The organism is Amycolatopsis sp. NPDC005961 (assembly GCF_040629235.1).
In the GTDB taxonomy this organism is placed as follows: domain Bacteria; phylum Actinomycetota; class Actinomycetes; order Mycobacteriales; family Pseudonocardiaceae; genus Amycolatopsis; species Amycolatopsis camponoti.
Map to the genome: position 1 here is coordinate 81697 of NZ_JBEXVF010000028.1, position 24778 is coordinate 106474.

A 24778-nucleotide genomic window follows, 5' to 3' on the forward strand; every position below is an offset into this window, starting at 1 on the left:
TTGCCGATCCGGAAGAGCACGTATCGAGACGGCTGCCACAGACAGGCGGAGCACTCTGGTGGTCGACGAGCTCTACGCGAGCCCAGGACAGAAACCAGCGGCAAGACGGAGCACCATGACTGAGCCAGGTGAGTTCCCGTCCAACGCGATCGACGCGCCGGCATGGCGCGACGCGTTGTCGGAGTCGATCGAAGACGTCGTCGCGACGCAGGTCGCCGATCTGCGGGAGGGATTCGACACCTGCCTGCGGGAGCTGCGTGCCACCCGGCGGGAGCTCGAGGACCACACCGCGTACTGCGCGCAGAACGAGCTGCCGGTGGACGGTCTGGCCCTCGCGCACATGACGACGTCCGCGGAGCAGGTCTGGCTGCGGCTCACCCGAGCGCAACGCATACTGGACGAAGTGTCCATTGCGGACTCGGCGGCGCAGCTGTCGGCCGCCGAGGCGGTGCTGCGGTTCGGCCTGTCCACGCTTTCCTACGTGCGCAACGGTCTGGAGTGGACGGCCAAGTCCTACGGCCAGGCGCGGCAGGTGCAGTTCTTCGGGACCCAGCAGGAGTCCTGGCCCACGATGAACTACGACCGCAACGGCGCGCACGCGTCGGTCACCCGGGTGGAGCGCCAGCTGCTGGGCGTGCTCGGCCTGTCGGGCGAGGACCACGGCATCGGCGTCACGTCGTCCGGCATGGCGGCGTACACGTGGATCGAGGCGTTCCTGCTGCGTTACCGGCTGAACGCCGGCGACAGCATCCTCCTGGCGCCCTACATCTACTACGAAGTGGCACAACAGCTGACCGCGCTGCCGCACATCAGGTCGGAGCGGGCCGGCGGCTACCTGGTCGAGGAGATCGTCGCCGACGTCGTGCGCCACCGGCCCAAGGTGGTCTTCGTCGACCCGCTGGCCAACAACGTGCGGCAGCGGATGTTCGACCTGCCGGAGCTCTACCGGCGCCTGCGCGAGGTGGTGACCGGCCGCCTCACGGTCGTCGTCGACGGCACGATGATCGGCGCGTCACTGCAGACGGAGCTCTTCGCGAGCGACGACCGGCTCGAGATCATCTACTACGAAAGCTGCACCAAGTACCTCCAGCTGGGCATGGACTTCGCCCTCGGCGGGCTCGTGGTGTACCCGGCGGAGCTGACCGAGCTGTTCGCCATGCTCCGCCGCAACACCGGCGCGGTTCTGGCGCGGCACAACGCCGAGCTGTTCCCCCGGTACGAGACCGCCCTGCACCGGCGCCGGATGCGCCGGATCTGGGCGAACGCCGAGCACCTGGCCGAGTTGCTGCTGGCCGACCCCCGGGTCGCCGCGGCGGGCGAGGTGCACCACCCCGCGCTGGCGCATCACCCGGACGTGCGGCTCGCGCACAGCCTGCCCTACGGCAGCGGGATCGTGACGTTCCTCTACCACGAGCGGGACCGCAACGACTGGAACAACCTCAACGCGGTGGTCGACCAGATCCTCGTGCACGCGCAGAAGTCCGGGGTGCAGGTCACCAAGGGTGTCAGCTTCGGGTACTCCGTGCCGCGCGTCTGGGCGCAGGACGTGGGAACGACCGCGGCGGAGCGCAAGTACGTGCCGGCGACGGACGACGAACCGCTGTTCCTCCGGCTCTACATCGGCGACCGGGCCATCCAGCTCGAGGGCCTGGCCGACGCCATCGCCTCGGCGATCGCCGGCTGAGCAGCCGATGCCCGCGGGTGCCGATGCCGCGAGGTGACGTTTCAGGGGCTGTTCCTCAACCTGCCGTGGTCGTGGGTGTCGTGAGGTCGGGTGTGCACGTCATCGGTATCGCCTCGGCGACGCCGCTACCCCTCCGACTGCACCGCAGCGGAGTGGGCGCTGCTGCTGCCTTTGCTGCCCCGGCGCGTCGACTGGCGTGGTGGCCGCGAGGGCCTGGGTGGCCGGCCGGAGAAACACTGCCGCCGGATCGCTGGGCGGACCTGCTCGCCGTCGACGACCTGTACGACGCGCTGAAAGCCGCCGAAACCAGCAGTGGCGGCCCCGAGACAGCGAACCCCGGCTGGTTCAGGATCAGCCTCTCACGAGTGCCCTCCAGGGCGGTCAGGCGTCGACGGGCTCGCGGGTGGCGAGGAGCCTGCTCGGCAGGTTGCGCAGCAGGACGACGCACACGACCGCGACGGCCGCGACCACGGCCATGACGAGGAACGCGGTCGTGCCGAGGCCGGCGTACGCGACGGCGCCCAGCACCGGCCCGACGATGAACCCGATGTCGGACACCAGGCCGAAGGCGCCGAACGCGCGCCCGAGCTGGTGCCTCGGCACCAGGTTCACGCCCTGCCGGGCCACCAGGTACAGCACGGGCTGGGCCGTCATGAACAGCAGCAGTCCGGCGCACATCGCCACCACACCGTCGAACAACCCGACCGCGGTCAGCCCGATCGCCTCGGCGCCGAACGCGTACGCCGAGATCACCAGCAGCGGCCGGGACTCCACGAACCGGGCGCACGTCATGGCCACGGCCATGAACACCGCCAGCCCGGCGGTGTAGATCACCGACGTGTAGGCGACGCCGTTGCCCGTCACGTCGTCGAGGTGCAGGGGAACCACCGGCTCGAGTGCCGCGAACAACGCGTTGTTGACCAGGTCGACGACCGCGAACAGGCCGACCAGCACCACCAGCGTCCGCACGGCGCGACCACGGCCGGCCGACACCGGCGGCGACGCCACGGGCTCCGGGGCGACCCGCAGGCCCAGCAACAGCACGCCACCGGTCATGGTCACCGCCGCGCCGGCCAGGAAGACGCCCGTGAAGCCCAGGAACGGGTGCAGCAGGCCGACGACCGCGGGCCCCAGCACCATCCCGGCCGTGCAGCAGCCGCCGAACCAGCCCATGACCCTGGCCGTGCCGAACCGCGACCTGGCGCCCAGTGAGCTGGCCAGCTGGTACAGCACCGGCATCGTGATGCCCTCCGCCACGCCCCACGCGAGCCGCCAGCTCAGCACCTGCCAGCCCGAGGTGGCGAAGGCCAGGCCGACCACCGTCACGGCCGTCAGGGTCAGGCCGACGAAGCCGATGAACTGCGGCCGGGACGCGCGGTCGACCAGGATGCCGCCGATGGGCTGCGCCAGCGCCTTGGCCAGCGCGAACCCGCTGAACGCCGCGGCCACCTCCAGTGCCGACATCTGGAACCGGCCGGTCAGTTCGGGCACCAGCGGCACCAGCATCGTGTACGCGACGTTCATCATCGCCGCGGACAGCAGCAGGGCCCCGATCCCGGACTGCCGCGGGGCGGTCACGGCCGCTGCTCCAGCCCTTCGTAGCCGGCCTCGGTGACCAGGCCGTCGTGCACCGCCGTCAGCCGCGGGCCGTAAACCTCGACGTCGCCCGGCTCGGCCGAGTACCACAGGCCCCACAGGTGCAGGCCGCCGAAGCCGTGCTGCTTCTTGAACCGGTCGTTGCCCCGGCCGAACTCGACGATGTCCCAGCCGCGGTCGACGCCCATCGCCATGATTTCGTACAACATGAACGGGTACGCGCTGACCTCGCCGTACACGGACGGGTCCGTGCCGCCGGCCCACAGGTACAGCCTCCGGTCGTACTCCAGCGCGACGAACGCGCCGATCGTCGCGCCCTCCCACTCGGCGCGGATCACGCTGGCGTACGGCGTGGCCAGCACGGCCGCCAGCGTCGGGGCGTCGTACAGCCCGGGCCAGCCGTGCTTGACCGCCGAGCCGTTGCACAGCTCGAGCACCCGGTCGATGTGCGCGGCCGCGGCGGGGCCGGTCTCCTCGACCAGCTTGACGTTCTTCTCCGTGGCCCGGCGCCAGCGGCGGCGCCAGTCGGTGCGCTTCCGGCGGGGCACCTCGCCCATCACCGGGTCCGGGCCGCTGCCCGGGTTCTTGTAGTACGCGGTGTCCAGCCGCGCGAAGACGTCCGGCCGGCGGACGGCGGCCCACTGGCGGGCCGGCTCGGGCGGCAGGTTGAACACCAGCACGCCGGCCGCGCCCAGGTCCCGTGCCTGCGCGCGGGCGTCGTCGACCAGGGTCGCCACGGCGGCGCTGTCGCCGGCCAGGTACGCGGGGCCGAAGACCGAGTAGACCGAGCCGATCGTGAGGACCGGGCGGTCGAACACCGGCCCGCTCCCGGTCTCGTCCTCGTAGCCCTGCCAGAACGGGGAGTGCTCGAGCAGGTAACGCGGCGCGCGGCCGGGGTCGATCACGCGCTGCCGCTCGATGGTCGCCCGCGTCCACGCGTCCAGCCACTCTTCGGTGTCGAACACCGTGGTCGGATACGGCTGGGCCTCGAGATTCCGGGCGAGCGTCATCGAAGCTCCTCCGTGCGGTGAACATTCCTCACCCGACGGTAGGCCCGCCCGGCATCCCGGGCGAGGGTTGACCACCAGGAGTGCACTCTCGGAGAAGCGACGACGACCCGCACGGCTGAAGATGCCCGGCAGATCGGTGGCCTGCGACGCTGGGCGCATGACGCGCTCCATAGCCTGGCAGGACGGTGCCATCACGGCCGTCGACCAGTGCGCGCTGCCGCACGAGTACCGGATGCTGCGACTGTCCACTGTGGATGAAGTGATCGACGCGATCCAGCGCCTGGCGATCCGTGGCGCGCCCGCCATCGGCGTGGCCGGCGCCCTTGCCGTGGCGCTCTCGGCCCGTGCGCACACCCGCGACGGCGTCTGCGACGAGATCGCGGTCCGGGCCGAGGCGCGGCGGATCGCCGACGCGCGGCCGACCGCGGTCAACCTGAGCTGGGCGGTGCGCCGGGTCCTCGGCAAGCTCGACGGCGGCGCGGACGCCGTGCTCGCCGAGGCCGGCACCATCCTCGTCGAGGACGAGGAACGCAACCGTGCCGCGGCGGGCGAGGCCGCGAACCTCGTGCGGCGGTTGTGCGGGCCGGAGCCGCTGCGGCTGCTGACCCACTGCAACACCGGCAGGCTGGCCACGGTCGCCTGGGGCACCGCGCTGGGCGCCATTCGCCTGCTGGCCGGTGAAGGACACGTGACCGAGGTGCTGTTCGGCGAGACCCGGCCACTGCTGCAGGGCGCGCGGCTCACGGCGTGGGAGCTGGCCGAGGCGGGCATCCCGCACCGGATGCTGGTCGACTCCGCCGGGCCGGCCGCGCTGGCCGCCGGCATGGTCGACTGCGTGCTGGTCGGCGCCGACCGCGTGTGCGCCAACGGCGATGTCGCCAACAAGATCGGCACCTACTCGCTGGCGCTGGCCGCGTCGCGGGCCGGGGTGCCGTTCGTGGTCGTGGCCCCGGAGTCCACTCTGGACACGACGTTGCGGAGCGGCGCGGACATCGTCATCGAGGAGCGCTCGCCGGCCGAGGTCACCGCGTTCGGCGGCGTCGAGGTCGCCCCGCCGGGCACCCGGGTCTTCAACCCCGCGTTCGACGTCACGCCGGCCGAGCTGGTGACCGCGGTGGTCACCGAGTCCGGCCTGTTCCGTCCGACCGGGACGGTCGAGGAGCGGGCGTCATGAGCGGCGCGGAGCTTGCCAGGACCGCGGCCGGGCTCTACGCGCGCGGCTGGCTGGAAGGGACCGCCGGGAACCTGTCGGTCCGGCTGTCCGGTGACAGCGCCTTGATCACCGCCAGCGGCGTCAGCAAGGGAAGGATCACCGCGGCCGACGTGGTCGAGGTCGGCATCGCCGACTCGCGGCCGGTGCGCGAAGGCGCGCCGCGCCCGTCCGCCGAGACTGCGATCCACACGGCGCTGTACCGGTTGTCGCCCGGCTCGCACGCCGTCGTGCACGCGCATCCGCCCTACGCCACCGCGATCGCGATCCTGTCCGCACGGCGCGGCGCCGACACCGTGACGTTCACCGACCTCGAGATCATCAAGGGGCTCGGGCTGACCGACCCGTCCAAGGTGGTCGTCCCGGTGTTCGAGAACCACGCGCACGTGCCGGCCATCGCCGACGACGTCACCGAGCGGCTCACGGCCGACGCGCCACCCGTCATGCTCATCGGCAACCACGGTGCGACCACGTGGGGGCCGACGTTGGAGATCGCCCGCAACCGCATGGAGTGCCTGGAAGCGTTGTGCCAGCTGACGTTGCTGGTCGACCGGACCGCTGCCTGACAAGGAGAACACGATGACCCTGCTCCAGGTCATGCCGGCGAACGACGCCGCGAACGTGCTGGTGCGCACCGAGGACCTCACCGAGATCGCCGCGGAGCTCGCCCCGCACGGCATCCGGCTCGAGCGGTGGGCGACCGTGCCGCTCGCGGACGGGGCCGGGCAGGAGGAGGTGCTCGCCGCCTACGCGTCCGAAGTGGAGCGTGTGTCGGCGGAAGGCTCGTACCCGCTCGTCGACGTCGTGCGGATGGTGCCGGACGACGCCGACCCGGAGTGGCCCGCCAAGGCCGAGGCGGCCAGGAAGAAGTTCCTCGACGAGCACACCCACGACGAGGACGAGGTGCGGTTCTTCGTCGAGGGCAGCGGTTGCTTCTACCTGCACCTCAGCGGCAAGGTGTACGCCGTGGTCTGCACCGCCGGCGACCTGATGTCCGTGCCGGCCGGCACGACGCACTGGTTCGACATGGGCACCAAGCCGTACTTCTGCGCCATCCGGTTCTTCCAGGAGGAGGACGGCTGGGTCGCCGGCTTCACCGGCAACCCGATCTCCGCCGGGATGCCGACGCTCGAAGAGCTCGTCGCACCGGAGCCGCGCTCGTGACCCTGGCGGTCGTCCTCGACATCGAGGGCACGGTCAGCCCGCTGTCGGCCGTGCACGACGTGCTGTTTCCCTATGCGCGCGAACGTCTTGAGAGCTGGGTGCGCCAGGAGCGGCCCGGCACGCAGGCCGTCGTCGACGGTGTGCGGGCGATGCTGGGCGGGCACGCCGGTCTTGACGACGTGGTGCGGACCCTGCTCGAGTGGCACGACGACAACGCGAAGCACAGTCCACTCAAGACACTGCACGGACTCGTCTGGGAACGGGGTTTTCTCGACGGTGAGCTGTCCGGCGTGGTGTACCCGGACGTGCCACCGGCGCTGGCCGAATGGCGCCGGCGCGGGACACGGTGCTGGATCTACTCCTCCGGCTCGGTGCTCGCCCAGCGGCTGTGGTTCTCCCGCAGTGACCACGGGGATCTCCAGGGTTACCTGGACGGCCACTTCGACACCCTGACCGGCGGACCGAAGCGGGATCCCCTTTCCTACCAGCGAATCGCGCGGACGATCGGCACGCCGGCCCGCGACGTCGGCTTCCTGTCCGACAGCCGGGCCGAGCTGGACGCCGCCAGGACCGCGGGCTGGGAGACCATCGGCGTGCGCCGGCCGGGCTGCACCACCGACTTCGGCACGCACCGGGCGATCGCCGACTTCACCGAGTTCGGCCCCGCACGGGAGGTGGCCTGATGAGCGAGGACCCGCTCGTCGGAAAGTTCGCCCCGTTCCGCAGTACGATCTTCGCCGAGATGACCGCGATCGCCCACCGCACCGGCGCGATCAACCTCGGCCAGGGGTTCCCGGACAGCGACGGTCCGCCGGAGCTGCTCGCCGCCGCCGCGGAGGCGGTGCTCTCCGGGCACAACCAGTACCCGCCCCTGCCCGGGGTGCCCGCGCTGCGCACCGCCATCGCCGAGCAGCGTGCCGCCGACTACGGCACGCCGTACGACCCCGGCACCGAGATCCTCGTGACCGCGGGCGCGACCGAGGCGATCGCCGCCGCCATCGCCGCGCTGGTCCCGGCCGGCGACGAGGTGCTGGTGTTCGAGCCGTACTACGACTCCTACGGCGCGGCCATCGCGCTCGCCGGCGCCGTCCGCCGGACCGTGCGGCTGCGCCCGGCCGGCGACCGGTTCACGTTCGACCCCGGCGAGCTGGCCGCCGCAGTGACGCCGCGTACGCGGGCGTTCCTGGTGAACACCCCGCACAACCCGACCGGAACGGTGCTGTCGGCCGCCGAGCTGGCGGTCATCGCCGAGATCTGCGAGCGGCACGACCTGATCGCCATAACCGACGAGGTCTACGAGCACCTGGTCTTCGACGGGGTCCGGCACATCCCGCTGGCCTCGCTGCCCGGGATGGCGGCACGGACGCTCACGATCTCCTCCGCCGGCAAGACCTTCAACGCCACCGGCTGGAAGGTCGGCTGGATCTGCGGGCCGGCGTCGATGGTCGCGGCCGTGCGCACGGTGAAGCAGTACCTCACATTCGCCGGTGGCACGCCGTTCCAGCACGCCGTCGCGGCCGTGCTGCCCGACCGGCACCGGTGGCTGGACGGCCTGCGTACCGGGCTGACCGCCGCCCGCGACACCCTGCGGGACACGCTCACCTCGGCCGGCTGGCGGTGCTTCGCGTGCCAGGGAACGTACTTCCTGCAGGTGGACGCCAGGTCGGTCGGTTACGGCGACGGCACCGCACTGTGTCACGACCTGGCCACCCGGGCCGGGGTGGTCGCCATCCCCAGCGGGGCGTTCTACGCCGACCCGGCGAGCGGCCGGGAGCTCGTTCGCTTCGCGTTCTGCAAGAGTCCCGCGGTGATCGCCACCGCGGCCGGCAGGCTGGCCGGATTCGCCGCCGGCACACATCGGGAAGGAGCGGCGTGATGGGCAACTCGCCAGTCGGGGTGATCGGTGGCAGCGGACTGTACGAACTGCTGGAGGACGCCTCGTACGTCGACGTCTCGACGCCTTACGGTGAGCCGTCCGATTCGCTGGTGCGCGGGGCGGTCGGCGGCCGTGAGGTGGTGTTCCTGCCCCGGCACGGCCGCGGCCACCGGCATCCGGCGCACGTGATCAACTACCGGGCCAACATATGGGCGTTGCGGTCGCTCGGGGTGCGGCAGGTGCTCGGGCCCTGTGCTGTCGGATCGCTCCGGGCCTCGCTCGGCCCGGGGACCTTCGTCGTGCCGGACCAGGTGGTCGACCGGACTTCCGGGCGGGTCTCGACGTACTTCGACACCGGCGCGGTGCACGTCGGGTTCGCCGACCCGTACTGCCCCGACGGGCGTGCGGCCGTGCTGAAGACCGCTGGTGAGCTGGACCAGGCCGTTGTCGACGGCGGAACCATGGTGGTTATCAACGGGCCGCGGTTCTCCACCCGCGCGGAGTCGGTCTACTACGCTCGGCAGGAGTGGTCGCTGATCAACATGACCGGGTTGCCCGAGGCCGCGCTGGCGCGTGAGCTGGCCATGTGCTACACGTCCATCGCGCTCGTCACGGATCTGGACGCCGGGCTCGACGAGGGGAGCGCGGTGGAGCAGGAGTCGGTGTTCCGCGTGTTCTCGGAGAACATCTCGCGGCTGCGGGAGCTGGTGTTGCGGACGGTTGCTTCACTGGGTGCGCAGGAGGACTGCCGGTGCGCACACGCGCACGACGGGCTCGAAATCCCTGCAGACCTGTTCTGAGGAGAAGGTGTTGGACTACGGCCAGTTCGTCAAAGGTTTCGACATACCGGACGGCTCCGTGCCGGCCAAGCTGAGCTTCGAGGACATCGAGATCCGGGCGATAACCCGCGCGGACCTGTCCGAGGACGTGCGCGGGATCAACGCCAGCTTGGACCTCATCCGACGGACTCGGGGTGGAAACTGGCCCACCGAGGCCGTCACCGAGGAGTTCAACTACGTCGATCTCGTGTGGCACGAGTGCGAGTTCCGGGACATGGGATCTTTCGCCTACTGCATCTGGGATTCGAACGGCCGGTATCTCGGGTGTTGTTACCTCTACCCCATGGGGCGGCGGACGAAGCTGACCGAGGACCTGCTCGAGCACGACGTGGACGTCAGCTGGTGGGTCACCCCGGATGCGTACGAGAAGGGGTACTACGAGAAGTTGTACCGCGCGTTGAAGCAGTGGATGCCCGAGTTGCCGTTCAAGCAGCCCTACTACTCCAACAAGCAGATTCCCGAAGACTGAGCGGATCGGCGGTCGGCCAGCCACCCCATCGAAGCTCATGACCTCGATGTAGGCCTTGGCGTTGTCGTTGTCGTTGAAGCCGAAGTACCCGAGACCGTCGTGCGTTGGCCGCAGGTTCGAGATCTCGTCCTTGCGCATCGGACGCTTGATCTCGACCGCAACGATCGACGGCAGCGGCAGCCGCTGCCCCTCGTGCCGCGCGTCGAGTGGCAGAAGCGCGCGGCTCCGGGCGGGCTTGTGTTGCGGACATCGCGACCCATGGCGAAGAGCACCGACAACGGTCGTGCGCCGGTCCGCTCGCACGGTCAGTTGTCGCTCAGGGCGACGACGTCGAAGCCGGCCAACGGCGTCACCGGACAGCGGAGACAGGCTGCCGTTTGGACGATCGTCAAGATCGACACTGAATCGCTCCAACCCCCGGGCAGCAAAAAAGCCCAGGTCTGCGACCTGGGCTTTGCTCCCCCGCTTGGACTCGAACCAAGAACCCTCCGGTTAACAGCCGAATGCTCTGCCAGTTGAGCTACAGGGGAATGTTGCTCACTTCCGGTGCCGGTCTCTCCGACCGACAAGAAGAACTTTAGCCCATGCCCGCACACCCTCCGCACCCACCCCCCACTTGGCGCAACCGCCCCTGCGGGCCGTTTTCCTGGACAATGGACAGTCGGACGACCTACTGACGGAAGGCGTGGACGCGGATGAAGAAGTTCCTGCTGGGGGCAAGCCTGGGGTACGTGCTGGGCGCCAAGGCAGGCCGGGGGCGGTACGAGCAGCTCGTGCGCACCTACCGCCGGGTCGTCGATCACCCCATGGTCCAAGGTGCCGCCGGGGTTGCGCGGGCCAAGATCAGTGAGAAGGTGCGCCGCTAGACCTGGGCCACGACGAACACCCTGCGGAACTCGAACCACGTGGTCCCGTCGGCCCTGGTCGGGTACGCCGAAGCCAGGCGGGGGGCCAGTTCCGCGCGGAACTGCTCCCACTCCGCGTCGGACAGGGCCGCGCGGATCGGGCGCAGGGCCGTCCCGGCTATCCACTCCAGCACCGGGGACGGCCCCCGCAGCGGCTGCACGTACGTCGTCTCCCAGGCGTCGACGCCGCAGCCCTCATCGGCCAGAAGGTTCGCGTACTCCAGGGGGCTCGAGACCGCGTCGTCTTCGCGGAGCACCACCTCGGCCAGCCGGGACGACCAAGCCGGGGACGCCGCCAGCTCCCGCGTCAACGCGTGCGAGGGCGCGGTGAAGTTGCCCGGCACCTGGATCGCCAGGAACGCACCCGAGGGCAGCGAGGAAGCCCAGCGGCGAAGCAACGCGGAGTGGTCCGGCACCCACTGCAGGACGGCGTTCGACACGACGACGTCGGTGTCCGGGGCCGGCTTCCAGTCGCGGACGTCGAGCAGGGAAGCGTCGAGGCCGCGGGCGCGGGCCGCGGTCACCATTTCGGGTGAACTATCGCTGCACTCCAGCACCGCCGACGGCCACCGCGAGCGCAAGGACACCGTCAGGTTTCCGGGGCCGCATCCCAGGTCGACCACCCGGCGCGGGGCGGCCGCGCCGATGCGCGAGACCAGGTCGTAGAACGGCCGGGCCCGCAGGTCGGCGTAGTCGAGGTACTTCTCGGGATCCCACACAGCCGCCTCCCAGCAAACAGTACGCTTGTACTGAGTACGAGCGTACTGCTAGTCGGCGGGGTTGACCAGCTTCGCGGCGGCCTGCTCGGCGATGGCCGCCACCAGCTCGGCGTCGGTGCCCGGGTCGGGCCGGACCTGCAGGACGCTGCCGTCGCGGCCGGGCACCTTGCGCTGCACGAACCACGCTCCGCCGGACCCGATCTCCTGCCGGTGCCGCGAGCGGATCGAACCCTCGACCCGCTGGTAGGCCTCGCGCGGCACCTTGCCCGGCGCCGGCAGCCGGAAGCGCACCGGCGGCAGGTCGGCCAGCAGGACCGCCGATCCCGCCGCGCCCACCTCGGACGACTCCGTCAGCGTGAACACGCCGTCCGCCCAGGCCGCCTTGCCCACGAGGTGCCAGCCGACGCGCCGCGCCCCGCCTTCGGCCGGGACCCACAGCCCGAGCTGCGTCACGACCAGGTGACCGCCGCCCTCGACCGGGGCGCTGTCGACGACGTCCTCGCCCGGCTCCAGAACACCGGCGAACCCGTCTGGCGTGCGGTCACCCAGCAGCCGGCGCAGGAAACCCATGCTCAGCCCCACGCGCCGGCGGCCGCCTGCTCGCCCAGCGACTTCTTGTACTGCTCCAGCGCGACGAGGTCGCCGAACAGCGCGCGGTAGTCGTCCGGCGCTTCGACCGGCGAGAGCCGCTGCAGCTTCCCCTTGATCTCCGCGATCTGCCGCCCGACGAGCCCCTCCTGCAGCCGGGCGAGGATCGACGAGATGTACCGCGAGTCGACTTCGTCCTTGGCCTGCAACGGTTCCACGGCCAGCTCGGACAGCACGCGCCGGACCGTCCCTTCCGGACAGTGCGGGGCGGCGGCGTCCAGCAGCGCCGGTCCGGTCAGGCCCGAACCCGCGCCGCCCGCCTTGAGCACGGCCTCGTGCACCGCGACGTACACCGGGTGCGTGAACGCCTCCAGCGGCAGCGCGTCGTACTCCGGCCCGGCGATCGCGGGCTGCTGCAGCGCGGCCTTCAAGGCCTCGCGCTGGACGGCGAACCGCGGGTCCTTCGGCGCCGGGCGGGCGACGTCCTGCGCCGGCGGCGCCTCCGCCGGGGCGCCGACGCGGGCCGGCTGCTTCAGGGGCGCGCCCCCGCGCTTGTCGGTGGCGCCCGCGCTGCCGCGGACCCGGTTGACCACCTGGGCGACGTCCTGCCAGCCGACCCACCAGGCCAGCTTCGACGCGTAGCCGTCGCGGGCCGCGCGGTCCTTGATCGCCGCCACCATCGGCACGGTCTTCTGCAGGGCCGAGACCTGGCCGTCGACCGAGTCGAGGTCGTAGTTCTTGAGCGTGCTCCGGATGACGAACTCGAACAGCGGGGTCCGCCGCGCGACCAGGTCCTTCACCGCGCTGTCGCCCTTGGCCAGGCGCAGCTCGCAGGGGTCCATGCCGTCCGGCGCGACCGCGATGTAGGTCTGGCCGGCGAACGTCTGGTCACCTTCGAACGCCTTCAAAGCGGCCTTCTGACCCGCTTCGTCGCCGTCGAAGGTGAAGATGACTTCGCCGCGGAAGGCGTCGTCGTCCATCATCAGCCGGCGAAGCACCTTCATGTGGTCTTCGCCGAACGCCGTGCCCGACGACGCGACCGCGGTCGGCACGCCCGCCGCGTGCATCGCCATCACGTCGGTGTAGCCCTCGACCACGACGACCTGGTGCCGCTTCGCGATCTCGCGCTTGGCCAGGTCGAGGCCGAACATGACCTGGGACTTCTTGTAGATCGGCGACTCGGCGGTGTTGAGGTACTTCGCCGTGATCCGGTCGTCGTCGAACAGGCGTCGCGCGCCGAAGCCGACGACCTCGTTGCCGACGTCGCGGATCGGCCAGACCAGGCGCCGGTGGAAGCGGTCCATCGGGCCGCGCTGGCCCTCCTTGGACAGCCCCGCGGTCAGCAGCTCCTTGACCTCGAAACCGCGCGTGAGCAGGTGTTTCGTCAGCTTGTCCCAGCCGCCCGGGGCGTAGCCGCAGCCGAACGTCTTCGCCGCGGCGGCGTCGAACCCGCGCTCGGACAGGAAGTCCCGCGCGGCGCGCGCCTCGTCGGTGACCAGCTGCTCGGCGTAGAACTCCTGGGCCGCGCGGTGCGCCTCGATCAGCCGGCTGCGGCTGCCGCGGTCACGCTGGATCGTCGCGCCGCCACCCTCGTAGGTGAGCCGGATGCCGACCCGGTCGGCCAGCCGCTCGACGGCCTCCACGAAGGTGATCAGGTCGATCTTCTGGATGAACTTGATCACGTCGCCGCCCTCGCCACAGCCGAAGCAGTGGAAAGTGCCGTGCGTCGGGCGGACGTTGAACGACGGGGTCTTCTCGTTGTGGAACGGGCAGAGGCCCTTCAGGCTGCCCCCGCCGGCGCGGCGAAGCGCCACGTACTCCCCGACGACCTCGTCGATCCGGTTCCGATCGCGCACTTCCGCGATGTCGCTCTCCCGAATCCGTCCTGCCACGCCACCCACTCTAGTCTCGCCGTTTGCGGCACACTCGGGGCATGGCCTCCACGCCCACCGCCCAGGACACCCTCGCCGCGGAGTTCGCCGCGCACCGCGGTCACCTGATCGGCGTCGCCTACCGGCTGACCGGCACGCGCGCCGACGCCGAGGACGCGGTCCAGGAGTCCTGGCTGCGCCTGGCCGGGCTGGACGACGCCGGCCGCGCGGCCATCCGCGAACTGCGGGGCTGGCTCACGACGGTGGTCGGCCGGATCTGCCTCGACCGGCTCAAGTCGGCCGCCGCGCAGCGCGAGCGGTACGTCGGGCAGTGGCTGCCGGAGCCCGTCGTCACGCCGTTCGGGCAGCCGGTGAGCGAGGACCCCCTGGACGTCGCGGTCCGCGACGACGGCCTCCGCATGGCCGCGCTCGTCGTGCTCGACAAGCTGACGCCGGAGCAGCGCGTCGCGTTCGTGCTGCACGACGCCTTCTCGGTGCCGTTCTCGGAGATCGCCGACGCGCTCGGCGTCACGGTCGAGGCCGCGCGCCAGCACGCGTCCCGGGGCCGCAAGGCGCTGGCCGACGCCGACCCGGCACCGCGCGTGCCGCTCGACGACCAGGCGCGGATCCTCGAGAAGTTCGTCACCGCGCTGCAGCAGGGCGACATCCGGGCGATGACCGAGCTGCTCGCCCCCGACGTCGTGCTCGTCGGCGACTCGAACGGCAAGGGCCGCACCACCCGCCAGCTCATCCTGGGCCCGGACAAGATCGCCCGGTTCCTCCTCGGCCTCACGCGCAAGTACGCGCCCGGGATGGTCGAGCGCGGCGCACCGGTGCTGGTCAACGGCGACCTCGGGATGTACCTGGCGCCGATGCCGGGCCGCGAGGGCTTCCTCGCGCTCGACGAGCACGTGCAGTCGGTCAGCGTCCGCGACGGGAAGATCGTCGCCATCTACGACATCGTCAACCCGGACAAGCTCACCCGGATCACGCGTCCCGCCGCCGCGCCAGAATGATCCCGGCCGCCAGCAGGAGGACGGCGAAGGCGCCGAAGTAGGCCAAGGCCCAGCCCGGGCTCAGCGGCGTGTCCGACAGGACGGCCGCGTTCCCGCCGTCGCGGCCGGCGTTGGCCTCCCCGGTGCCGCTGAGGAACTTCGTGACGGCGTTCAGCGGCAGCCACCGGTGGATCGCCTGCCCCGCGCGCGGGATCAGCAGGACGACGTTCTCCGCCATCAGCGGGTAGGCGACGAGCAGCGCGACCGCGCCGGCGGTGTGCCGCACGAGCAGGCCAACGCCGACCCCGCAGACGGCGCCCAGCGCGAACACCGGACCCGTGCCGGCGACGATCCTCCAGTCCGCGACGCTGTCCAGCGCCAGGTCGGCGTCCGGGGCGAGGACCCGCGCGAGCAGCCAGGCCGTGAACGCGGCGGCCTCGCCGAGCAAGAACGCGTACCCGGCGGCGACCACGGCCTTCGCGACCAGCACCGGCGTCCGGCTCGGCACGCCCTGGAAGGTGCCGTGGATCGTGCCGGAGTGGTACTCGCTGGTCACGGCGAGCGCGGCCGCCACCAGGACGGCGACCAGCCCGAGCTGGTAGCCGAACTGCGTGCTCGCGACCGTCGGCGGCAACCGCGACTCGGACGCGGTCAGCGCGGCGATCGCGGCCGGCCCGGCCAGCGCGACGAGCGCGAAGACGCCGCACACCCAGGGCGTGGCGATGCTGAAGAGCTTGATCCGTTCACTGGCGACGAGGTGCATGCCGGAACGGTCCCGCGGTGGACCCCGGTTCCGCGTCCGACCGGGGTCCGATTCCCGGGGTCCTACGGGAGCGGGACGCGGCAGGCGTCGCCCGAGGTGAAGCCCTGGTCGACGATGCCGAGCGCGCTGTTCATCCGGGCCCGCGAGTTCTCGAGCGCGACCTGGTAGGTCAGCTCGACGACGCCCTCGCGGCCGAACTCGCGCTCGAGCTCGGCGACCTGCTCGTCGGTGACGGTGACCCGCTCGCCGGACATCGCGTCGGCGTAGGCGATCGCGAGGCGCTCCTGGTGGCTGAACGCGGGCGAGGTCGCGTAGTCGTCGATCTTCTTCAGCCGCTCGATGTCCAGGCCGTCGTGCTTCTGCAGCATCGTGCCGAAGTCGACGCACCACGAGCAGCCGATCCGGGTCGCGACGCGGTAGACGGCGAGCTCGCGCACGTTCGCCGGCACCTTCTTCGAGGCCCGCTCGACCATCAGCTCGTGCACGGCGTTGGCCCGCAGCAGGCCGGGGTGGTGCGCGGCGACGGCCATCGGCTCGGGCACCGCGCCGTAGCGCCGCCCGGCGATCCGGTAGACCAGCTTGAGGAACGGGCCGGCTTCGGACGTCTTCTTGGCTGGGATGCGGGGCATCGGTGTACTCCTTCGTTCGCGGTCACGGGGAGGACGAGACGGCTTCCGAAGACGTGACAGCGGGGGCCGTGAGCCAGGCCACGAGCATGATCGCGGCCGCGGACGCGAAGACGACGGTGAGGCCGGGGGCGCCGAGCCCACCGGTCGTGGCCAGCGCGAGCCAGCCGAACACGGCGGCTCCGGCGAGCCCGCCGGCCTGCCGGGCGAAGGTCAGCGAGCCCAGCGTGACGCCCATCAGGTCGCGCTTCGCCCGCGTCTGGCCCAGGACGGTGTACGCCGACGTGCAGACGGCGAAGGACGCGCCGATCGCGAACAGCCCCGGTGCGAGCAGCCACGGCGGGCCGTCGAGGGCGGCCGCGACGGCGATCGCGGCGAGCCCGGCCGTGCCGAGCAGGCAGCCGGACCGGCCCCACGCCGTCATGTCCGGGCGCCGGCGGGCCAGCGCGGCGAAGGACGCGGACAGGGCGAGCTGCCCGGCGGTCATCGCGACGAGCAGCAGGCCGGTCCCGGCCGCGCCCGCGTCGAGCGCGGCGGCCAGCGCGACGTAGGTGAAGGTGCCGTAGAGCGCGGCACCGGCGAGGCCGTTGACCACCACCGCGCGCGCCAGGACGGCGTCCGCGAAGACCTTCGGCGAGATCAGCGGGCTCTGGGTGCGACGCTGCCGTCGCACGAACAGGAACCCGGCTCCCCCGGCGACCCCGGCCAGGATCGGCGTCCACAGTGGACTTCGGGCGAGGTCGTCGACCGTGCCGAGCGCGACGACCGCCGACCCCGCGGCCACGAGCAGTGCGCTGCTTCCGACGTCGAACTTTTCCCTGGTGCGAATCGGTTTCGCGGGCAGCCCGCGCAGACCGAGCACCAGCGCGGGGACGCACAGCGGGAGGTTGACCAGGAAGATCCAGCGCCAGCCCGGGCCCGCGGCGAGCAGCCCGCCCAGCGGCGGCCCGCCGAGGGTGGCGGCCGCGAACACCGCCGTCTGCCAGCCTTGGCGGCGCAGCAGCTCGTCGCGCTCGAACAGCTCGCCGAGCGCGCTCATCGCCGTGACGACCAGGCCGCTCCCGCCGAGCCCCTGCAGGGCACGGGCGGCGATCAGCGAGCCGAGGTCCGGCGCGGCGGCGCACCACGCCGAGGCCGCGGCGAACACGAGAACCGAGGCGGCGAACGAGATCCGGCGGCCGTGCAGGTCGCCGAGCCGGCCGTGCAGCGGCGTCGCGACGGTGAGCGTGAGCAGGCCGGCGGCGGTCACCGCGACGAGGCCGGTGCGGGCGTGCAGCTCGGCGCCGATCGAGGGCAGCGCCGCCGTGACGATCAGGCCGTCGAGCTGAGCCATGGCCATGCCGAGCAGCAGGCCGGCGAAGGCGAGGTTCCGAGATGCGTGCATAAAGCACACGTTATAACGTGCCTTATGCACGCATCAAGCTCCGACGGCGGTCCCGCGCTCTTCAGGCTGGTCCGGCACTGGGCGCGCCAGTGGGCCCCGGACGTCGTCGAGCGGTTCGCCGACGGCGCCCCGGCGGCGTGGACGGTGCCGAACCTCCTGGTCATCCAGGCCGTCGACGGCGCCGCGGCGGAGGAGGTGACGGTCGCCGACGTGGCCCACCAGCTGGGCATCGACCGCTCGGTGGCCAGCCGGATGGTCGCCGAAGCGGGCCGAGACGGCTTCGTGGTGCGCTCGACGTCGGCCCGCGACGCCCGCCGCGCGGTGCTGACGCTCACCGAGGCGGCGAAGGAGTTCCTCGCGGCTTCGCAGGCCCACCAGCGTCAGGCGTTCGAGGCACTGGTGGGCCACTGGCCGCGCGAGGACCGCGAACGCTTCGCGGGATATCTGACGCGGCTCGCGGGCGAAGTCCTCGGCTAGTTCAGGATTTCGTTCAGCGCCTCCCATGCGTGCCACGCCCGCGTGACGCCGAACTGGGCGTTGAACCTCAGGGCCGCGCGCACGTCTTCCGGCGACGCGCCGCCGCGGAGCGCGCGCCCGACGTGGATGCGGAACGTGTCGGCCAGCGTCTGGTAGTGCACGTCGACGCTGAGGCTGACCAGGCCGCGCTCGCGTTCGCTGAGCGTGCCGGGCCCGTGCCCGGCACGCATCCGCGACTGCAGGTCGAAGTAACCGGCGAAGTGCTCGTCCAGCGCGTTCAACCGCGCCCGCACCTCCTCCGGCAGCGGGCTGGGCCCGTCCGGAACCGGGTCCGGGACCGTCCGCTCCGGGTCGATGCCCAGCTCGCGCTCCAGCTCCGCGATCCGCTCGATGCCCGCGGTCGCCGCGTGGTAGCCGCAGTCGTAGGAGACGAACCGCAGCAGCTCCCTGATGTCCGAAGTGGACACTCCGGCGGCCAGCCCGGCCCGCACGTGGGCACTGAACGCCAGGCCCAGGCTCGCTTGGCAGACGTCTGCCGTGACGCACAGGAACGTCTTTTCCCGATCGGTCAGCTCCGGGATCGCCCGGACGTACTTCGCGGTGGCGCCGACCAGCTGGGCGAACGCCGGGTCCAGTGTGGCCAGCCGCTCGAGGCTCGTCGGTGGTGCGGTGGTGGTCAAGATCGTGCTCCCTCAGTGTGGTGAACATTCGTAGCGCTACAGCTGTAGTGCGAGTGACGCTACACCTGTAGCGCAATGGGTGTCCAGCTACACTGGGCGGACCATGACCGAGAACCGCCGCCGTCCCAACGCCCGCGGCCAGGGCGAACTGCTGCGCGAAGAGATCGTCACGGCCGCCGTGCGGATGCTCGACGAGCTGGCGGACGACGAGGCGCTGTCCCTGCGGGCCGTCGCGCGGGAGGTGTCGATCGCGGCGACGTCGGTCTACCTGCACTTCCCGGACCGCGACGCGCTCGTGCTGGCCGCGATGCGGCGGTGCCACGAAGAGCTGGTCGGCACCGGGGACGCCGCGGCCGCGGAAGCCCCGGACCCGGCGGCCGCGTTGCGCGCCCGGATCCTGACGCAGGCGGCGTGGGCGCGCGAGCACCCCGGGCTCTACAAGGTGCTGCACGAGAGCAAGGTCCACCGGCGGCTCGGCATGCCGTTCAAGGAGGTCATGGTCGCGCGCACCGTCGACGCGGTCCGGGCGTGCATGGACGCGGGCCTGGCCCCGGACGGCGACGCGGCGATCGTCGCGATCGACCTGCGGACCGCCGTCAACGGCATGCTGGCGCAGCGGATCAACGAGCCCGACCTGCCGTGGCCGCCCGCCGTCGAGCAGGTCGACCGGTTCCTCGTGAAGCTGGTCGGCCTGCGGCTCTGACTTGTGATCACGCCCGGAACCGGCTTGGGTGGGCGGGTATGAGCCTCCAGACGGTGGTCCCGCGGATGGTGGTGCGCGACCTCGTCGCCGCCGTCGCGTTCCTGCGTTCGGTGTTCGGCGCCACCGGTGAGATCGACGGCGGGCGCCCCGCCGAGATCCGCATCGGCGACTCGCTGGTCATGGTGTCCGCCGAAGGCGAGCGCGAGCTGTTCCCGGCGTTCCTCTACGTGTACGTCGCGGACGCGGACGCGACCTACCGCCGGGCCCTGGACTGCGGCGCGACGAGCCTCGAAGGGCCGGCGAACACGCCGTACGGCGACCGGCGCGCGATGGTCCGCGACCCGTTCGGCAACGTCTTCCAGATCGCCCACCGCCGTGACTGACCGCGTCCCGCGGCTGCGCCAGGTCGTCCTCGACGCGACGGACGCCCGCGAGCTGGCGGACTTCTACCGGCGGCTGCTGGGTTTCTCGTTCCGCCCGGGCGATCCGGACGACTGGGTGGTCCTGCTCGACTCGTCGGGCGTTCCGCGGCTGGCGTTCCAGCAGGTTCCCTCGCTGCCGCCGCCGACGTGGCCCGCCGGTCCGCGGCCGCAGATGCTGCACCTGGACCTGACCGTGGAAACGGTCGCCGAGCTGGACGAGCAGCACGAACGCGCGCTGTCCCTGGGCGCGCGGCTGCTGGAGGACCGCTCGGGCGACCCGGAAGAGCCGCTGCGCGTCTACGCCGACCCCGCGGGCCACCCGTTCTGCCTCTTCGTCGGGCCGGCGAACTGAGGCTACTCGCCCGTGCTGCCGTCGATCGCCTCGCGGATGAGGTCGGCGTGGCCGTTGTGGCGGCAGTACTCCTCGATCATGTGGACCAGGATCCAGCGCAGGCTCGGCGAAGTACCGTCCCGCCGCGTGTGCTTCGACGGCTGCGAGAGGTCGCCGTTCGCGAGCGCCTCCGCGTACAGCTCACGGGACCTCGCGACCGCCCCCTCCCAGAGTTCGCGGAGCTGCCCGGGCGAGTCCCGCGCCGCGGAATCCCAGTCCCAGTCCGGGTTTTCGCGCCAGTCGACGGTGTTCCACGGCTCGGCCGGCTCGCGGTCGAACAGCACGCACGAAAACCAGTAGTCCTCGACGTACGCCAGGTGCTTGAGCAGCCCGCCCAGGGTCAGCGTGGCCGGCGGGTGCGTCGCGCGCAGGCCCGCTTCGTCCAGCCCCGCGCACTTCCAGGCCAGGGTTTCGCGGTGGAAGTCGAGGAAGCCGAGCAGGGTCGCGGCTTCGTCGCCGTCGACGGGCGGCTCGGTCCGCCCCTGGTCGTCCACTGAGGTCACGGGCGCCGACTCTACCGAAATTGTCGGACCCCTCCACTAGGTTTCCGGCATGGCTGAATTCGTACTGGTGGCAGGCGCTTGGCTCGGTTCGTGGGCGTGGGACGACGTCGTCCCGGGGCTGCGCGAAGCGGGCCACGGCGCGCACGCGGCGACGTTGTCCGGGCTCGCCGAAAAACGCGACGCACCCGCCGGACAGCAACGGCACGTGCAGGACATCGTCGACGTCGTTTCGCAGGGCGACTTGCGGAACGTCGTGGTGGTCGGGCACAGCTACTCCGGCATCCCGGCCGGGCAGGCGGCCGAGCGGATCGGCGACCGGCTCGAGCGCGTGGTGTTCGTGGACTCGAACGTGCCGGCCGACGGCGAGTCGTTCACCTCCGCCTGGTCCGAGGCGCAGGCCGCGGCCCTGACCGAACGCGGCTTCTGGCCACCGCTGGCCGCGGAAGACTATGCGGGGCAAGGACTTTCGGACGCCGAGGTCGCCCGGATCGTCGAGGGCTCGACCCCGCATCCGGCCGCGTCGCTGACCGAACCGGCCGAACTGGCCCGTCCGCTGGGCGAGCTCCCGGCGACCTACGTCAAGTGCCTGCTCGACGGGGAAACGCCGTCGCCGGATGTCGTGGAGCTGCTCGAGAGCGACCGCTGGGAGCTGGTGGAGATGAGCACCGGCCACTGGCCGATGTTCTCGCAACCGAAGGAGCTGGTCGCGATCCTCCTGGACGCCGCGAAGGCCTGACTGTCGCCGGTCACGGCGTCAGCGGGCGCACGTCCCAGATCCACACCCCGCCGACGAACTCGGCCGGCTTGCGCAGCAGAAGCTCCACAGTGGACTTCAGCGCTTCCTGGTTCTGGCGCGGCCCGACCACGAGCACGTCCGCGTTCCAGGCACGCAGGTCGGCCAGGGCCTGGGTGCGGTCGGCTTCCGTGACGTCCGCGGCCTGCCCCGTCTTCTCGACCTCGGCGAACAGGTCCGAGGTCGGCAGGGGCACCGCGCCGTAGCGGCCGCGGCGGTCGTCCGGGGAGGTCGGGCCGACGAAGTAGCCCTCGGGCATCGGGTAGCCGAGGCCCGCGTCGACCTGCCAGTGCAGCGGTTCGGCCTCACCGGTGCTCGGCAACGGAACCGGCACGAGCGAGCCGCCCGGGGCGATGTACTGGCGCCAGATCCCGTCGGCGAAGAAAGGAGGGGAGAGCGGGCGCTCGTGGGTCACCAGCTCCGTCGGCGCGATCGGCAGCAGCACCGCCACCACCGCGCCGATCCAGATCATGCGCAGCGGGAAGGGGGGTTTGCCGTCGAGGGGCTCCGGTTGCTCGGCCGCCGCCGTCCAGACACGGTGCGTCGCGATCGCCAGGAGCGCGCCGACCACGGGGATGCAGCCCATCGCGAGCCGGGATTCGAGCAGCGAGTCCAGCAGCGGCAGCTGGCCCAGCCACTTCCACGGGCCGGGGATGCCGGTGTCGTCGTGCGCCACCGTGATTTCGATACCCAGTGAAAGGAGGGCCATCACGTACATCGTGATCGCGAGCGCGCGCGAAACGACGTCACGCCACAGCCAGATCGTGAGCACGACCATCAGCACGATCAGCGGCCAGCCGAAGAAGGCGTTCTCCTCGGTGCGGTTCATCGACACGTCCGCCGCCGCCTCGGGCGCGCCGGCGATCGACTGCGTCGCGAAGCGCGTGAACGCGGCCGTGTCGTTGCCCGCCGAACCGTGCAGCAGCGAGTGGAAGCTCTGCGGGCCGAAGAACTGCCAGTACAACGGGAAACCGGCGATCAGCAGCGCGACGACCGCGCCGACACCGATCCCCTTGCTCAGCGGCGCCAGCATGCCGCGGATCTCCGCGCGGTGCGGAACCAGGTACGCGACGGCGAAGACGATGAAGGTCAGCGCGAAGATCATCAGCGGCTCTTCGCCCAGCAGGATCTGCCACGCGACGAGCAGCCCGAGCACGATCCCGTTGCGCACCGGGCGTTCGCCGTGGGCGATCTGGATCGTCTTGAGCGCGATGAACGGCAGCACGAACAGCACGACGAAGTTCGGGTGCGCGTTGCCGTGCGAGATCATCGGCGGGGCGAAACCGCAGAACGCGCCACCGATCGCGGCCGCGGTGCGGTTCGGCACCAGGTGCCGGGAGAACACCCAGTACCAGCCGGTCGCGGTGCCGGCGAGCCCGGCGGTGAGCACGATCGCCCACGTCAGCGTCGCGCCGAAGGTCAGCGTGATCGGGGCCAGGGGCACGTTCAGGCCGAACATCGCCGCGTTGGCCGCCATGTTGACGCCGTGCGGGTAGTTCTGGAGGTCCGTCGTGAACGGGTTCTGGAAGTGCAGGACGGCCTTCGCGACGACCGTCGAGTACCACTCCCACTGGCTCTGGTCGGCGGCGCCGTTCCAGAGGTAGCCGCGCTTGAGGTCGAACCAGAGCCCGTTGTAGAGCAGGATCGTGAACAGCAGGAACCCGCCGGTGATGGCGGAGTCCTGCCACGCCCAGCGCTTCGGGCCTTCGGGTGGTTCGGGGGTGGGCGGAACGAGATCGGGGACGGCTTCGGACTTCAAGCTCACGGTTCGACCACCCTGGCGAGGAAGTGGAGGGCCCCGGTGCCGGCGTGCCGGACCAGCAGCAGGAACGGCCGGTCGACCGTGACGGTGACCGGGTCGTCGATGATCATCGAGGTGAGGCGCATGGTCAGCGCGGTCGCCGCGGCCCCCTCGAAGCCCTGTTCGTCCACCCGCAGCACGGCCTGGTGCAGCACTTCGGACACGGTCAGCCGCGGGTCCGGGGAGAGCCCGCTCAGGTCGGCGCCGTCGGTGAACATCGTGCGGACGCCGAGGCCGCGCAGCACGCCGGTGAGCGAGCTGGGGATGTCCAGCGAAATCTTCGGCAGCGCGAGCTCGACGGGCTTGAACTTCACTTCGCCGAGCAGGCTCGTCAGCGCTACCTGGTCGAGAGCCGCTTCGGCGTCGGCGAGAGCACCGTCGGGCAGCAGCACCACGGCCTGCAGGCCGCCCGCCGCGACCAGCTGCACGGCCTGCCAGCCGGCGGCGCGGGCGTAGCCGACGCGCTCGCTGAGCCACATGGTCGGGACGTCCCGGGTACCGGAGGGCGCGTGGAACGGCGCGTCGGAGGTGTTCGCCTCGCGGAACGGCAGCTTCCACGCGGCTTTCAGGTAGAGGGCGTTGACCAGCACGGCCGCGACGTCCCGGTCTATCGAGCCGGGAGGAAGCAGCTGGGGGATGAGGCCTCGCGTAGTGCGCCCGACGTCGTCGTTGATCAGGGCGCGCGCGGCTTCGGGGTCCTTCTCGAAGGGAGCGCTCGCGACGGCGGCGCCGGGCCAGCCGGCCAGCTCGGCCTTGAAGGAGTCTTCGAGCGGGAGCCGATCATCGGCCCACAGAGTGTTGGCGACGGCGACCTCGGCCTGCTCGCCCCGGCCCTCTTCGACGAGCTCCGCGGCCTCTCTCAGCAGGGTCGCCTGCTCACCGGGATCCCCGAGCAGCGCGACGAGCTCCTCGCGGGTCTCCCCCCGCGCGGCCAAGGCGGCCAGGGTCAGCGCGCTGGCCACCGAATACGGCGAGAAACAGGAGTTCCCGCCCTCGGCAGCGAGGGCCGCGTGGACGGCGAGGGCGAACCGGAGGTGGCTGTCCGTGGCCATGCGGGCGAGAGTACCGGAACGGTTGAGGCCGCCGGGCGGCCACGCGGAACTCCGCCCAAGGGTGACAAATCCCCCACGCGAAACCGCACAGCGGCATGCCAGAACCACCGGCCGACCAGGTCCGCACCGTCGACTCGCGTGATTGGGGAGTCAACTCACGTGATTGAAGGGTCGACACGCGTGATTGAAGGGTCGACACGGCGAAGACCCGGTCCGGAGCCGACCCCGGCAGGTGCACCCGAGCGCCCGCCTCCGCC

General features: G+C 71.5%; 27 protein-coding genes and 1 tRNA gene. 15 read left to right on the plus strand and 13 right to left on the minus strand.

The window, feature by feature from the left end:
- Positions 1-115: 115 nt before the first annotated feature.
- Complete coding sequence (locus tag ABZ342_RS24855) at positions 116-1684, plus strand: PLP-dependent transferase (protein WP_360477268.1); 1569 nt, start codon at positions 116-118, stop codon at positions 1682-1684.
- 381 nt (positions 1685-2065) lie between these two features.
- On the opposite strand, the gene ABZ342_RS24860 is transcribed toward ABZ342_RS24855, so the two are convergent.
- Entirely contained in the window at positions 2066-3262 is a 1197-nt protein-coding gene (locus tag ABZ342_RS24860; RefSeq protein ID WP_360477271.1) for an MFS transporter, read from the minus strand.
- Complete coding sequence (locus ABZ342_RS24865) at positions 3259-4290, minus strand: GNAT family N-acetyltransferase (RefSeq protein WP_360477274.1); 1032 nt, start codon at positions 4288-4290, stop codon at positions 3259-3261. The genes ABZ342_RS24860 and ABZ342_RS24865 overlap by 4 nt, the downstream gene beginning before the upstream one ends.
- 157 nt (positions 4291-4447) lie before the next feature.
- Here ABZ342_RS24865 and mtnA point away from each other — a divergent pair, with 157 nt between their 5' ends.
- The 7 genes from mtnA to ABZ342_RS24900 are packed head-to-tail and all read left to right on the plus strand — an operon-like array spanning position 4448 to position 9848.
- Positions 4448-5464, plus strand: a complete 1017-nt coding sequence (mtnA, locus tag ABZ342_RS24870) for an S-methyl-5-thioribose-1-phosphate isomerase (protein WP_360477277.1) — start codon at positions 4448-4450, stop codon at positions 5462-5464.
- Entirely contained in the window at positions 5461-6066 is a 606-nt protein-coding gene (mtnB, locus tag ABZ342_RS24875; RefSeq protein WP_360477280.1) for a methylthioribulose 1-phosphate dehydratase, read from the plus strand. Before mtnA ends, mtnB begins: the two co-directional genes overlap by 4 nt.
- A gap of 13 nt (positions 6067-6079) precedes the next feature.
- Positions 6080-6664, plus strand: a complete 585-nt coding sequence (locus tag ABZ342_RS24880; protein WP_360477283.1) for a cupin — start codon at positions 6080-6082, stop codon at positions 6662-6664.
- Positions 6661-7347, plus strand: a complete 687-nt coding sequence (mtnC, locus tag ABZ342_RS24885) for an acireductone synthase (protein ID WP_360477286.1) — start codon at positions 6661-6663, stop codon at positions 7345-7347. The genes ABZ342_RS24880 and mtnC overlap by 4 nt, the downstream gene beginning before the upstream one ends.
- Entirely contained in the window at positions 7347-8540 is a 1194-nt protein-coding gene (locus ABZ342_RS24890; protein WP_360477289.1) for a pyridoxal phosphate-dependent aminotransferase, read from the plus strand. Before mtnC ends, ABZ342_RS24890 begins: the two co-directional genes overlap by 1 nt.
- A complete protein-coding gene (locus ABZ342_RS24895; RefSeq protein ID WP_360477292.1) occupies positions 8540-9340 on the plus strand; it encodes an S-methyl-5'-thioadenosine phosphorylase in 801 nt (266 codons plus the stop codon). The genes ABZ342_RS24890 and ABZ342_RS24895 overlap by 1 nt, the downstream gene beginning before the upstream one ends.
- Positions 9341-9347: 7 nt before the next feature.
- Complete coding sequence (locus ABZ342_RS24900; protein WP_360477295.1) at positions 9348-9848, plus strand: GNAT family N-acetyltransferase; 501 nt, start codon at positions 9348-9350, stop codon at positions 9846-9848.
- 457 nt (positions 9849-10305) lie between these two features.
- Here the strand turns inward: ABZ342_RS24900 and ABZ342_RS24905 are convergent.
- Positions 10306-10378 (minus strand) — tRNA-Asn (locus ABZ342_RS24905).
- Positions 10379-10543: 165 nt separating this feature from the next.
- On the opposite strand from ABZ342_RS24905, the gene ABZ342_RS24910 reads away from it, so the two are divergent.
- Positions 10544-10714, plus strand: a complete 171-nt coding sequence (locus tag ABZ342_RS24910) for a hypothetical protein (RefSeq protein WP_196425556.1) — start codon at positions 10544-10546, stop codon at positions 10712-10714.
- Here the strand turns inward: ABZ342_RS24910 and ABZ342_RS24915 are convergent.
- Genes ABZ342_RS24915 through dnaG form a run of 3 tightly spaced genes read right to left on the minus strand, consistent with a single transcriptional unit; the run spans position 10711 to position 13961 of the window.
- Positions 10711-11472, minus strand: coding sequence for a trans-aconitate 2-methyltransferase (locus ABZ342_RS24915; RefSeq protein ID WP_155545780.1), 762 nt, complete (start codon positions 11470-11472; stop codon positions 10711-10713). The two genes, ABZ342_RS24910 and ABZ342_RS24915, sit on opposite strands and share 4 nt — an antisense overlap.
- A 48-nt stretch (positions 11473-11520) precedes the next feature.
- Positions 11521-12042, minus strand: coding sequence for a hypothetical protein (locus ABZ342_RS24920; protein WP_360477299.1), 522 nt, complete (start codon positions 12040-12042; stop codon positions 11521-11523).
- A 2-nt stretch (positions 12043-12044) separates the two neighbouring features.
- Positions 12045-13961: a DNA primase gene (gene dnaG, locus ABZ342_RS24925; RefSeq protein ID WP_360477302.1), complete on the minus strand. Its 1917-nt coding sequence runs from the start codon at positions 13959-13961 to the stop codon at positions 12045-12047.
- A 32-nt stretch (positions 13962-13993) separates the two neighbouring features.
- Here dnaG and ABZ342_RS24930 point away from each other — a divergent pair, with 32 nt between their 5' ends.
- Positions 13994-14947, plus strand: a complete 954-nt coding sequence (locus ABZ342_RS24930; RefSeq protein ID WP_155545778.1) for a sigma-70 family RNA polymerase sigma factor — start codon at positions 13994-13996, stop codon at positions 14945-14947.
- Here the strand turns inward: ABZ342_RS24930 and ABZ342_RS24935 are convergent.
- From ABZ342_RS24935 to ABZ342_RS24945, 3 genes are all read right to left on the minus strand, one after another.
- Positions 14919-15689: a hypothetical protein gene (locus tag ABZ342_RS24935; RefSeq protein ID WP_360477306.1), complete on the minus strand. Its 771-nt coding sequence runs from the start codon at positions 15687-15689 to the stop codon at positions 14919-14921. The two genes, ABZ342_RS24930 and ABZ342_RS24935, sit on opposite strands and share 29 nt — an antisense overlap.
- A gap of 62 nt (positions 15690-15751) precedes the next feature.
- Positions 15752-16318 carry a carboxymuconolactone decarboxylase family protein gene (locus ABZ342_RS24940; protein WP_155545776.1) on the minus strand — a complete coding sequence of 189 codons (567 nt, stop codon included), beginning with the start codon at positions 16316-16318 and terminating at the stop codon, positions 15752-15754.
- 22 nt (positions 16319-16340) lie between these two features.
- Complete coding sequence (locus tag ABZ342_RS24945; RefSeq protein ID WP_360477309.1) at positions 16341-17699, minus strand: MFS transporter; 1359 nt, start codon at positions 17697-17699, stop codon at positions 16341-16343.
- Positions 17700-17723: 24 nt separating this feature from the next.
- On the opposite strand from ABZ342_RS24945, the gene ABZ342_RS24950 reads away from it, so the two are divergent.
- Positions 17724-18176 (plus strand): MarR family winged helix-turn-helix transcriptional regulator, encoded by a 453-nt coding sequence (locus ABZ342_RS24950; protein WP_360477312.1) that lies wholly within the window; start codon positions 17724-17726, stop codon positions 18174-18176.
- Here ABZ342_RS24950 and ABZ342_RS24955 read toward each other — a convergent pair.
- Positions 18173-18856 (minus strand): carboxymuconolactone decarboxylase family protein, encoded by a 684-nt coding sequence (locus ABZ342_RS24955; RefSeq protein WP_360477315.1) that lies wholly within the window; start codon positions 18854-18856, stop codon positions 18173-18175. The genes ABZ342_RS24950 and ABZ342_RS24955 overlap by 4 nt on opposite strands.
- A 103-nt stretch (positions 18857-18959) precedes the next feature.
- Between ABZ342_RS24955 and ABZ342_RS24960 the strand changes: the two genes are divergently transcribed.
- From ABZ342_RS24960 to ABZ342_RS24970, 3 genes are read left to right on the plus strand one after another with little or no spacing between them, the layout of a single operon-like run.
- A complete protein-coding gene (locus ABZ342_RS24960) occupies positions 18960-19559 on the plus strand; it encodes a TetR/AcrR family transcriptional regulator (RefSeq protein WP_360477318.1) in 600 nt (199 codons plus the stop codon).
- A 38-nt stretch (positions 19560-19597) separates the two neighbouring features.
- Positions 19598-19942 carry a VOC family protein gene (locus ABZ342_RS24965; RefSeq protein WP_360477321.1) on the plus strand — a complete coding sequence of 115 codons (345 nt, stop codon included), beginning with the start codon at positions 19598-19600 and terminating at the stop codon, positions 19940-19942.
- On the plus strand, positions 19935-20333 hold the full coding sequence (locus ABZ342_RS24970; protein WP_360477323.1) for a VOC family protein: 399 nt from the start codon (positions 19935-19937) through the stop codon (positions 20331-20333). Before ABZ342_RS24965 ends, ABZ342_RS24970 begins: the two co-directional genes overlap by 8 nt.
- A 2-nt stretch (positions 20334-20335) precedes the next feature.
- On the opposite strand, the gene ABZ342_RS24975 is transcribed toward ABZ342_RS24970, so the two are convergent.
- Positions 20336-20875, minus strand: a complete 540-nt coding sequence (locus ABZ342_RS24975; RefSeq protein WP_360477326.1) for a DinB family protein — start codon at positions 20873-20875, stop codon at positions 20336-20338.
- A 49-nt stretch (positions 20876-20924) separates the two neighbouring features.
- On the opposite strand from ABZ342_RS24975, the gene ABZ342_RS24980 reads away from it, so the two are divergent.
- Entirely contained in the window at positions 20925-21611 is a 687-nt protein-coding gene (locus ABZ342_RS24980; protein WP_360477329.1) for an alpha/beta hydrolase, read from the plus strand.
- A gap of 10 nt (positions 21612-21621) precedes the next feature.
- Here the strand turns inward: ABZ342_RS24980 and ABZ342_RS24985 are convergent, their stop codons facing one another.
- Both ABZ342_RS24985 and ABZ342_RS24990 read right to left on the minus strand, forming a co-directional pair.
- Complete coding sequence (locus ABZ342_RS24985; protein WP_360477332.1) at positions 21622-23433, minus strand: glycosyl transferase; 1812 nt, start codon at positions 23431-23433, stop codon at positions 21622-21624.
- Positions 23430-24521, minus strand: a complete 1092-nt coding sequence (locus tag ABZ342_RS24990) for a serpin family protein (protein WP_360477335.1) — start codon at positions 24519-24521, stop codon at positions 23430-23432. The genes ABZ342_RS24985 and ABZ342_RS24990 overlap by 4 nt, the downstream gene beginning before the upstream one ends.
- Positions 24522-24778: the final 257 nt, after the last annotated feature.

What these genes read in the sequence shown, in the direction of transcription:
- ABZ342_RS24855 (WP_360477268.1), top strand. Translation starts at nt 116, where the DNA reads ATGACTGAGCCAGGTGAGTTCCCGTCCAACGCGATCGACGCGCCGGCA.
- ABZ342_RS24865 (WP_360477274.1), bottom strand. Translation starts at nt 4,290, where the DNA reads ATGACGCTCGCCCGGAATCTCGAGGCCCAGCCGTATCCGACCACGGTG.
- mtnA (WP_360477277.1), top strand. Translation starts at nt 4,448, where the DNA reads ATGACGCGCTCCATAGCCTGGCAGGACGGTGCCATCACGGCCGTCGAC.
- mtnB (WP_360477280.1), top strand. Translation starts at nt 5,461, where the DNA reads ATGAGCGGCGCGGAGCTTGCCAGGACCGCGGCCGGGCTCTACGCGCGC.
- ABZ342_RS24880 (WP_360477283.1), top strand. Translation starts at nt 6,080, where the DNA reads ATGACCCTGCTCCAGGTCATGCCGGCGAACGACGCCGCGAACGTGCTG.
- ABZ342_RS24890 (WP_360477289.1), top strand. Translation starts at nt 7,347, where the DNA reads ATGAGCGAGGACCCGCTCGTCGGAAAGTTCGCCCCGTTCCGCAGTACG.
- ABZ342_RS24895 (WP_360477292.1), top strand. Translation starts at nt 8,540, where the DNA reads ATGGGCAACTCGCCAGTCGGGGTGATCGGTGGCAGCGGACTGTACGAA.
- ABZ342_RS24910 (WP_196425556.1), top strand. Translation starts at nt 10,544, where the DNA reads ATGAAGAAGTTCCTGCTGGGGGCAAGCCTGGGGTACGTGCTGGGCGCC.
- ABZ342_RS24920 (WP_360477299.1), bottom strand. Translation starts at nt 12,042, where the DNA reads ATGGGTTTCCTGCGCCGGCTGCTGGGTGACCGCACGCCAGACGGGTTC.
- ABZ342_RS24930 (WP_155545778.1), top strand. Translation starts at nt 13,994, where the DNA reads ATGGCCTCCACGCCCACCGCCCAGGACACCCTCGCCGCGGAGTTCGCC.
- ABZ342_RS24935 (WP_360477306.1), bottom strand. Translation starts at nt 15,689, where the DNA reads ATGCACCTCGTCGCCAGTGAACGGATCAAGCTCTTCAGCATCGCCACG.
- ABZ342_RS24940 (WP_155545776.1), bottom strand. Translation starts at nt 16,318, where the DNA reads ATGCCCCGCATCCCAGCCAAGAAGACGTCCGAAGCCGGCCCGTTCCTC.
- ABZ342_RS24945 (WP_360477309.1), bottom strand. Translation starts at nt 17,699, where the DNA reads ATGCACGCATCTCGGAACCTCGCCTTCGCCGGCCTGCTGCTCGGCATG.
- ABZ342_RS24950 (WP_360477312.1), top strand. Translation starts at nt 17,724, where the DNA reads ATGCACGCATCAAGCTCCGACGGCGGTCCCGCGCTCTTCAGGCTGGTC.
- ABZ342_RS24960 (WP_360477318.1), top strand. Translation starts at nt 18,960, where the DNA reads ATGACCGAGAACCGCCGCCGTCCCAACGCCCGCGGCCAGGGCGAACTG.
- ABZ342_RS24965 (WP_360477321.1), top strand. Translation starts at nt 19,598, where the DNA reads ATGAGCCTCCAGACGGTGGTCCCGCGGATGGTGGTGCGCGACCTCGTC.
- ABZ342_RS24980 (WP_360477329.1), top strand. Translation starts at nt 20,925, where the DNA reads ATGGCTGAATTCGTACTGGTGGCAGGCGCTTGGCTCGGTTCGTGGGCG.
- ABZ342_RS24990 (WP_360477335.1), bottom strand. Translation starts at nt 24,521, where the DNA reads ATGGCCACGGACAGCCACCTCCGGTTCGCCCTCGCCGTCCACGCGGCC.